Consider the following 9,555-nt stretch of genomic DNA (forward strand, 5'->3'; position numbering starts at 1 on the left):
ATTTAGTAATGGGATAATTATTGGAAATTATAGAAATAATGGAAAGTGGTGTTGTGATAGCAGCAATTTCGCCAATAAATTTAGGAAAGGTATCAGGTTTAGTTGAATAGAATAGTTAAATTAAACTGACTAGATTGTATTTTATTTGCCATTATATCGTTAACACTAAACGATATAATGGCATTTCTAGATTAAGCTTATTTTATCTATTTTGCCAAAAACTATTTTTTATCTGGTAATGCATAAGCAATAACATAATCGCCACGCACAGGAGATTGTCTTGCGCCACTAGCGGAAATCACAATATATTGTTTACCTGTTTTTGGTGAGATATAGGTTATTGGAGTACCTTGACTACCCACCGGTAATCTCGCTTTCCAAACTTCTTCGCCTGTAACCGAATCAAAGGCTCTTAGGTAAAAATCTTGCGTAGCAGCAAAGAATAATAAACCTGACTTAGTCGCCATTGGTCCACCAATGGTCGGCATACCGATTGGAGCAGGTAAATGCATAGGTATACCTAAAATACCCGTATCCATAACTGTACCTAAAGGTTTTTGCCAAACCACTTGACGTGATTTAAGATCAATAGCTGTCATTGTGCCATACGGTGGTTTTTGACATGGCACGCCAAGAGGTGAGGTAAATCTTAAACGCATTGCACCAAAAGGTGTTCCTTTTTGTGGAACAATACCCATCTCAATCCCGCTTGAATTTTTCGGAATTTGGTCTTGAGGAATCATCCAATTTTTTAAGCCAATACGCATATCATTAACAAACATCAAATTGTTTTGAGGATCAACTGCCACGCTACCCCAGTTCATACCACCCAACGATCCTGGATATTGTAACGTTTTAGTCATACCCGGCGGAGTGAACAGACCATGATATTCAGAACCAACAAAGTCAATACGACAAAGAAGCTGATCATATGGTGTTGCTCCCCACATATCGAACTCAGTTAAGGTTTCATTACCAATTGAAGGCATCCCCACTGAAAATGGTTGAGTCGGAGAATAATATTCACCCGGAACATTACCTTGCGGAACTGGTTTTTCTTGGACTTCTGCAACAGGTTTACCCGTTACGCGATCAAGCATAAAAATTTGACCGGATTTTGTGGTTTGTACAATGACTTTTGTCACGCCACCATTTTCATTTGGAATATCATAAAGTAATGGTTGGGAAGGTAAATCATAATCCCATAAATCATGATGAGCCGTTCTAAATGTCCAACGAATTTGTCCTGTTTTACGTTCTAAAGCCACAATAGACGAATTAAAATCATCATCATAATGAGTTCGACCACCACCAAAAAAGTCTGGGGTTGCATTACCGGTTGGAGCATAAACAAGATCAAGCTCTGGATCGTAAGCTGTTGTTGCCCAAACGTTAACGGTACCGCGAGTATAGGTTTCATTTGCAGGTGGTACATCGGTAATATTTGGATTACCCGGATCCCACGCCCAAACCAAATTACCTGAATGAACATCAAAAGCTCGAACTACCCCGCCTGGTTCATTGATTGAAAAGTTATCGGCAACCCGTCCACCAACAACAATAACATCTTTGGCTACTAACGGTGCAGCAGTCGGTTCATAATAGCCTGGCGGAATATCACCCATATTTTTCTTAAGATCCACAACGCCTTTATCACCAAAATCTTCACATAATTTACCGGTATTGGCATCGATTGCCATTAAACGGGCATCAATAGTGTTCATAATGATTCTAGCTGAACAAGTCGCATTACTATTGCTAACATTATCTAAACTATCTTCATAATAAGCTAAGCCTCGACAACGCTCCCAGTTTGGGGTTGATGCTTTAGGATCATAGCGCCATTTTTGTTGACCTGAATCTGCATCTAAAGCAATCACAATATTTGTTGGGGTGCAGAGATAAACATTTTGGCCAATTTGTAATGGCGTATTTTGATCTTCCGGACCTGAACCGCTGTTATAAGGCACATAACCGGTACGATAAGTCCATGCGACTTGAAGATCTTTAACATTCTCTTTGTTAATTTGATCCGCTCCGGAAAAACGCGTCCCTTTAGTGGTATTCGCATATTGTTTCCAATCAAGCAGATTGTCTGTAGGTTTCAATTGATTGTTGGCTAAAGGTACTGCATTTTTAATTACATTATGTTCTTGGAACATAAACCCGAGCGAAACACAAAGCGCAACAAAAATAAACATACCGACAGCATACCCACCTTTGCCAGCTTTATTATCGCCTGTTTCATGTCTCTTTAATGTTGGATAAGCAAATGCAATAAGCATTGCAAAACCACCAAATACCATTAAACGAGAAAATAACGGCCAGAACTGCAAACCAACTTCATATAATGCCCAAACAATTGTTAAGGCATAAGCTAAAGCATAAAGCCATGCACCTTTTGTGTTTTGCTTAAATAAAAGAAATGAGGAAACGATTTGCACCAACCCCATTAATAAAAAATACCAACTACCACCAACGGCAACAAGTCGCACACCGTTAATGGTCAAAAACAGCCCGCTGATTAATAAAATTGTGGCAACAAGCCATAAATAAAATTTTTTAGCACCATTTATCTTTATCATGAATAATCCTTATACTTAATATTAATCTTACTATTGATTAAATTTCTCAGTTTAACTTGACGTTGTTTAATGAGTAATGGTAGAAAACGACGGGGGTAAAAGATGAACTCCTTAATTATTTATCATCATCCATCAACAAGGCAAAAACTTGTCTGATAAATATGCAATTAATATGCTCTCAATAATTGAGAAAAACAATAGGGGCATGAAAAATTTTTTTGACTTTTTTGCGACTAAAATTCACGTATTTTAATATCCCAAAATAATAAATTTTATGGTTAAAAATCAAATTATTAGTATAAGTTTAACGCATACTTTATCACATAAAGCATATTAGTCTGATTGAATGTTTCGCCAGTTTAAACAAACTGAAAGGATTTCTTGCGTTTTTTATAACCAAAAAAAGTTGAGGAGCGGGGTTTTTTAATTCCAAAATAAATAGCTTAATAACCCTTTTTTCTATTAAAAAATAAAATCATTAAAAATCATAGGATTGTAAATCTATTAAAAAAAGGGTTTTTAATTTCCAAAATGTCTTTTGCCTTTGTGCAAATAATGTTTATAGTATGCAGTGTTCTAGATTTATGCCGAGTAGGTAGTTTAGAAATGCGGTGCAACTAATGGACTAACTCGACCGTCGATTTATGCCGAGTAGGCAGTTTTCCCCTCCAAAATTTGAGGAACGGTTTTTTTGAAGTCCGAATATTTCGTTCCTTAAATTCACAAAAAACTAATATCAATCGCGTGTTATTTTTTGTAAACGCTTTTCTTTACGATGACTGGTTGTTAAAAAAATATATTGTCCTTAATTTTTTTAGTCACTATACTTTTTACATTGTTTTATTTAGACGACTAAAATTAAATCGATAAATAATATCAATAAATTTAAAGGACAATTGATAGGGTGGTCGAACATGAGTGATAATTTTCAACCGGTAACCGATAACTTAAATTCGTCAAAGCAAAGCTCAAAATATTTATTTTTCAAGAAAGCTTATTTTTTCTCATGCTTAAGCACCATTCAGCTAACTATCGCGTACTTCTTTTGTCGATCCAATTTATTCCAGCAGATTTTTTTTGCGCTTTTATTTTCTCTCTCTTTTTACAGCCACGCACTAAAACCTAAACAGACAAATGTTATTAACGATAGCAAGCCGTATTTAACCTTCAATGGTAATCGTACCTGTACCGTTAATATCGACAACCTGCTCGAAATATCTTTATCAGATGGAACACGATACACGCCTTCAACCAATAACTCATCAATTAACAACCCAATCAAGCTGCCTGGTCGGAGTTTTGCCGATATTAGTATGTTAGTCCCAACTAATATCAACTCAGTCGCATTAAATACCTTTATCGGTTCGAAGTATACTCATTCGGGGGATGATGTGAACACAACCGGCACTTTAAATGTATCTATCGTCGATAAAAATAACCAAGCGGTATCACGCAATACCGTGTTAGATATTTGTAAGGCACCTTATCAGGTTAAATTAAGCAGTACAGCTGGTTCGTTTAATAATGGCGAGTCTACTAGTTGTAATTTCAGTGCCAGTAATGTGACATATTATATTACTCCTAACGAATCATCAGCAGTATGTTTCGCTAGGCCTAATTTAAGATTAGGTAAACTTAATGAGAAAGGTCTTTCTCACGACTACCGTGGTCCGGCTTCAGTGTGGAATCCTGATAAAGGTTTTCTCACTCAATCATCTTATAACTTAAACTTCCCTACTACTGGTGCTCATGGTTTGTACTTTGATTTAATCATTGAAGGTAGTAATAAGCCGTTGTCTTGGTCACCGGTTTCTCATGGTGGTATAACCGCTACCATGACCAATTCTACAGCTACAAGTGTACGCGTAACCTTAACCGGTCCTGTTGCAACTGAATCACAATCGAATTCTAGCAACCCTGGTCTTATTTCTAAGCCTACTTTGCCCCAAACATTTGAGTTAATCGGTCGCGATAGTAGTGGTAACCCTGTCGTCAAGTATGGATTTGAGTTAAAGCAGTGGTTTATCCATCAAGGTATTAGCACTTATTTAGATACATTATCTTGGTGTAAGAGTATTGGCTATCGACCTACTAAAATTAATGATTTAACAAATGCATCTTGCCGTGGGACTAATCACGGTTCTTGGTGTAAAGATTCAGTCGGCGCTACACCGTCGTCACCTAATAATTTATACCAGCGTCAAATCGGTGCTGGTCTTTTTACGGAGTGGGGCGCAATGGATTACTACTCGGGAGCTGGGTTTTACCTTTATGGGTACTGGGCTAATGACTTGACGACTGACTTAGATATCCTCAATACTCTTGGTCAGTTTTACGTGGCCTCAGGTAGTGGTAGTATCGATAGGATCGACACTACCCATAGCATCTATGGAATTTGTACCTACCCTTAGTCCTTACTTCTAAATCCTTATGACTGGAGCTTTTGGGATAGTAAAACTAGGGTTGTTTTTTAAGTTTTTTATCAAAAAAAGTTGAGGAGCGGGGTTTTTAGGGGGGTAAAATCACGTTTTTACAGCTCCGCATACATCGCTTAACACATTTATTTTTTAGGTGCTTCATAGAAATTTGAAGAGCGGTTTTTTTGGAGGCGTCTAAAATCAAAAAAATTACAAATTTCTATGGCGATAAAATGACCAATTTTTAAAGGTATGTAAAGTCGATATTTTTAATTAGCACAATAGTTAACCGATCATTTTTTAGATATTTTCGTGCTTCTCTTTACGAATGTTAGCAATTAAGTCTAATCAGAGCTATTGCATCGTATTTTTGCCGTCACTATAATCTTTAACAGTTCTAGCTTTGAGAATTAAACTGCAAAGCATTAATTAAATTCAAAATTTACTTGACAGGAATGTTGTTATGCATTATAATTTTCACCATGCACCATGCACCATGCACCTTGGTCAACCTATACTTTAAATTCGTCTAAATTAAGCTCCCAATTTTCATTTTTCCGAAAAGCTCATTTTTTCATCTGTTCAAGCAAAATTCTACGAATTTTGGCGCGATCTTTTCATCGTTCCAAATTATTTCGGCTGATCTTTGTCGTACTATTACTTCCTTCTTTTAGCCATGCATTAACCGTTAATACCTCGAATTCTATTCATGGAAATGAGCCATATTTAACTTACGATGGCGGTCGTACTCGTGCGGTTAATAATGAAGGTTTGCTTGGGATTACACTATCTGACGGTACGCAATATACGCCTTCAACCAATCCTTCACCTACAACCCCAATCGTCTTGCCTGCTACAGGTCAAAGCTTTGCTGATATAAGTATGTTTGTACCAATCGGTAGCAATTCAGTTGCGCTCAATACGCTTATTGGTTCGCCATATAATTATTGGGGAGATGATGATGGAGATGGTGATGTTTCTGCGACAGGTAGTTTAAGTTTATCTATCGTGGATAACAGTAATCAAGCTGTAACACGTAATACCGTGCTCGATATTTGTAAAGCACCTTATCAAGTAAAATTAACTAGTACTAATGGCGAATTAACTACGCGTTACGGTCTTCCTCCTAATAGTACTTTCAATGAAAGTAGTGTTACTTATACTGTTAATCCTAAGGCTGTTCCGGTGGTTTGTTTTGCTAAACCAAACTTAAAATATGGTAAGCAAGGCGAGATTGGAAATTCTCACGACTTCTCAGGTCCGTCTTGGATGTGGGACCCAGCTAATGGCTTTATTCCTCAGTCAACTGCCCCATCAGGTTATGGTTTGAACTTTCCTACTACTGCAGCTGACAAACTGTACTTTGATTTAATCATTGGTGGTGTTAATCAGGCTTTGTCTTGGTCTCCAGTTAAGGTTGCAGATATTACTGCGACTATGAGCAATTCTACAGCTACAAGTGTACGCGTAACCTTTACAGGTCCTCTCTCAACCGAGCCTGGTATGAGTACTACTCCTACTCCTATTACCAACCCTAATTTGCCTCAGACTTTTGAGTTAGTTGGTCGTGATAGCAATGGTAATCCTGTGGTTAAATATGGATTTGTATTAAAGCAATGGTTCGTCAATAGTGGACCCGCGGTAAATTATTATCCAAATATAGTACTTTGGTGTAATGGTCTAGGTTATCAAGTGGCTCAGGTAAAAGATTTAAGCAATGCATCTTGTCGTGGTTTGGAGTCAGGTGATTGGTGTACAGGTTTAGTCGGCGCTACGCCTTCTTCACCTAATAATTTGTATCAACGTTACATTGGTGGAGGCTTGAATTCCGAATGGGGGACGATGGGCTACTACCTCGATTCCAGATTTTACGGCCATTTGTACTGGACTGGTACCCTAAACAATGATCGTAATACTTATCTCATAAGTCTGAATAATGGTTCCGTTTATAGGCATAGTAGCAGCGGCAATGCGGTTTGTGTTAATCGTTAAAACTTATTATTGAGGTGGTTCAATAGCAAAAGTAAATCAATTCGCTGAAGAATCGTTAATTTAATGGCTCTGGAATGATACTTTTATACATTTTTAGCTAAATGACTATAATAAATATTAAATAAATCAAGTTATTGACCCTAAAGTCAAATATGTTTTATAGATTAAAAACGTTAAATTTCTAATAATATCTTTAGCCATCCATCCCTTAACTGGGATGGATTTATTTTTTAGATCTAAATTTTTCCAAAAAAGTTGAGGAGTGGGGTTTTTAGGGGGGTAAAATCACGTTTTTACAGCTCCGCATAGATCGCTTAACACATTTATTTTTTAGGTGCTTCATAGAAATTTGAAGAGCGGTTTTTTTGGAGGTATCTAAAATCAAAAAAATCACAAATTTTTATGGTGATAAAGTGACCAATTTTTAAAGGTATGTAAAGTCGATATTTTTAATTAGCACAATAGTTAACCGATCATTTTTTAGATATTTTCATGATTCTCTTTACGAATGTTAGCAATTAAGTCTAATCAGAGCTATTGCATCGTATTTTTGCTGTCACTATAATCTTTAACTGTTCTAGCTTTGAGAATTTAACTGCAAAGCATTAATTAAATTCAAAATTTACTTGACAGGAATGTCGTTATGCATTATAATTTTCACCATGCACCATGCACCATGCACCTTGGTCAACCTATACTTTAAATTCGTCTAAGTTAAGCTCCCAATTTTCATTTTTCCGAGAACTTCATTTTTTCATCTGTTCAAGCAAAATTCTACGAATTTTGGCGCGATCGTTTCATCGTTCCAAATTATTTCGGTTGATCTTTGTCGTACTACTACTTCCTTCTTTTAGCCATGCATTAACCGTTAATACCTCGAATTCTATTCACGGAAATGAGCCATATTTAACTTACGATGGCGGTCGTACTCGTGCGGTTAATAATGACGGTTTGCTCGGGATTACACTATCTGATGGTACACATTATACGCCTTCTACCAATTCTTCATCTATAACTCCAATCTCCTTGCCTGTTGAGGGACAGAGTTTTGCTGATATAAGTATGTTCGTCCCAACTAATACTAATTCAGTCGATTTAAATTCTCTTATTGGTCCTCCTAATAATTATTGGGGAGATGATGATGGTGATTCTGGCGTTACTGCTACAGGTACGTTAAGTTTATCTATCGTCGATAAAAGCGGTCAAACGGTATCACGTAGTGCAGTACCAGAGATTTGTAACGCACCTTATCGTGTTATGTTATCCAGTACTGACGGTACATTATCGACTCGTTACGGTATTCCTAATCGTAGTGATTTCCGTGCTAGTAATGTGACTTATTACGTCAATCCTAAGGCTGCGTCTGTGGTTTGTTTTGTCAGACCTAATTTGGATTACGGTACAGGTAATTATGCTGGTCCGGTTTCGATGTGGGACCCAGCTAAGGGTTTTCTCACTCAAGAAACAGACCCGTCACGTTACGGTCAAAACTTTCCTACAACTGGTCTTAATGGATTGTACTTTGATTTAGATATTAGTGGTAGTAGTCAGCCATTGTCTTGGTCTCCTGTTTCTCATGGAGGTATCACTGCTACTATGTCTAATTCTACTGCTACAAGCGTACGTGTTACTTTAACGGGTCCTTACGCTACTCAATCCCAGATTAATTCATCCAGTCCTAGTCGTGTTTCCACTCCATCTTTGCCTCAGACATTCGAGTTGGTCGGTCGAGACAATAATGGTAATCCAGTTATTAAATATGGTTTTACTTTGAAGCAGTGGTTCGTCAACCGAGGTTCTAAGTATGACACTTATCCTAATACATTATCTTGGTGTAATAGTATTGGTTATCGAATGCCTCGCGTAAGGGATTTAACAAATTCAAATTATAATAATTTAGGCACCACCCCTTCCTCACCTAGTAAGTATTACATGCGTCATATAGGTTCTGGTTTTTTCACGGAGTGGGGCAAAATGGATGATTATTCAGGCGCTGGCTTCGGCTACGGTTGGGTCTGGACTAGTGACCCGAATGGTAGTGACCAGTATGTCGTGGACACCAACGACGGTGACGTGGGTTGGTTCTACTACGACATCTACGGACTTTGCTCCCATCCTTAGTTTTTATTTCTTCGTCCTTAATCCTTAGGGCGGGGGTGGGAGTGATAAAAATAGTATTAAGTGATTAAAAGTAAGCTACGAGTCAACGTCGTTTAGCCATAAAAAAAGCGATTTTGTGGCTTAGCGACACTTCAATTACCCGCCTAGGCGGGTTTATTTTTGAGGCGTTTTATCGCAAAAAAAGTTGAGGAACGGGGTTTTTGAGGTTTTAAATTTTACTTAAAAAATTATTCAAATATCAAACTCACTAAATTTCTAATTCAAAGCCCTAAAATAAAATTTTTGAGGATCAATTGCTCTAATTCTAAAGATTTGAAATTGAAATATATTTAATTAAAACAATAATTAACCAATCATAATTTAGATCCTTTTTAGATCCTATTTACAAAAGTTAACGTAAATGAGCGAAAAAAAGTGTTGCATCGTGTTTTTCCAATCAC

General features: G+C 37.1%; 4 protein-coding genes. 3 read left to right on the plus strand and 1 reads right to left on the minus strand.

Annotated features, from left to right (window positions below; genetic code table 11):
* Positions 1-221 precede the first annotated feature (221 nt).
* Positions 222-2,585 carry a membrane-bound PQQ-dependent dehydrogenase, glucose/quinate/shikimate family gene (locus J3U24_RS10915; protein WP_267337737.1) on the minus strand — a complete coding sequence of 788 codons (2,364 nt, stop codon included), beginning with the start codon at positions 2,583-2,585 and terminating at the stop codon, positions 222-224.
* A 914-nt stretch (positions 2,586-3,499) separates the two neighbouring features.
* Here J3U24_RS10915 and J3U24_RS10920 point away from each other — a divergent pair.
* The 3 genes from J3U24_RS10920 to J3U24_RS10930 all read left to right on the plus strand — a co-directional run bounded on the left by J3U24_RS10920 (position 3,500) and on the right by J3U24_RS10930 (position 9,115).
* Entirely contained in the window at positions 3,500-4,996 is a 1,497-nt protein-coding gene (locus J3U24_RS10920) for a hypothetical protein (RefSeq protein WP_267337738.1), read from the plus strand.
* Positions 4,997-5,605: 609 nt separating this feature from the next.
* Positions 5,606-6,994: a hypothetical protein gene (locus J3U24_RS10925; RefSeq protein ID WP_267337739.1), complete on the plus strand. Its 1,389-nt coding sequence runs from the start codon at positions 5,606-5,608 to the stop codon at positions 6,992-6,994.
* Between the two features lie 783 nt (positions 6,995-7,777).
* Positions 7,778-9,115 carry a hypothetical protein gene (locus J3U24_RS10930; protein ID WP_267337740.1) on the plus strand — a complete coding sequence of 446 codons (1,338 nt, stop codon included), beginning with the start codon at positions 7,778-7,780 and terminating at the stop codon, positions 9,113-9,115.
* The last annotated feature ends 440 nt before the right edge of the window (positions 9,116-9,555 follow it).

Origin of the sequence: Gilliamella sp. B2785 (assembly GCF_026537005.1) — a bacterium.
GTDB lineage: Bacteria > Pseudomonadota > Gammaproteobacteria > Enterobacterales > Orbaceae > Gilliamella > Gilliamella apicola_E.

Coding starts and splice junctions, on each gene's coding strand:
- J3U24_RS10915 (WP_267337737.1), bottom strand. CDS start 2,585: ATGATAAAGATAAATGGTGCTAAAAAATTTTATTTATGGCTTGTTGCC.
- J3U24_RS10920 (WP_267337738.1), top strand. CDS start 3,500: ATGAGTGATAATTTTCAACCGGTAACCGATAACTTAAATTCGTCAAAG.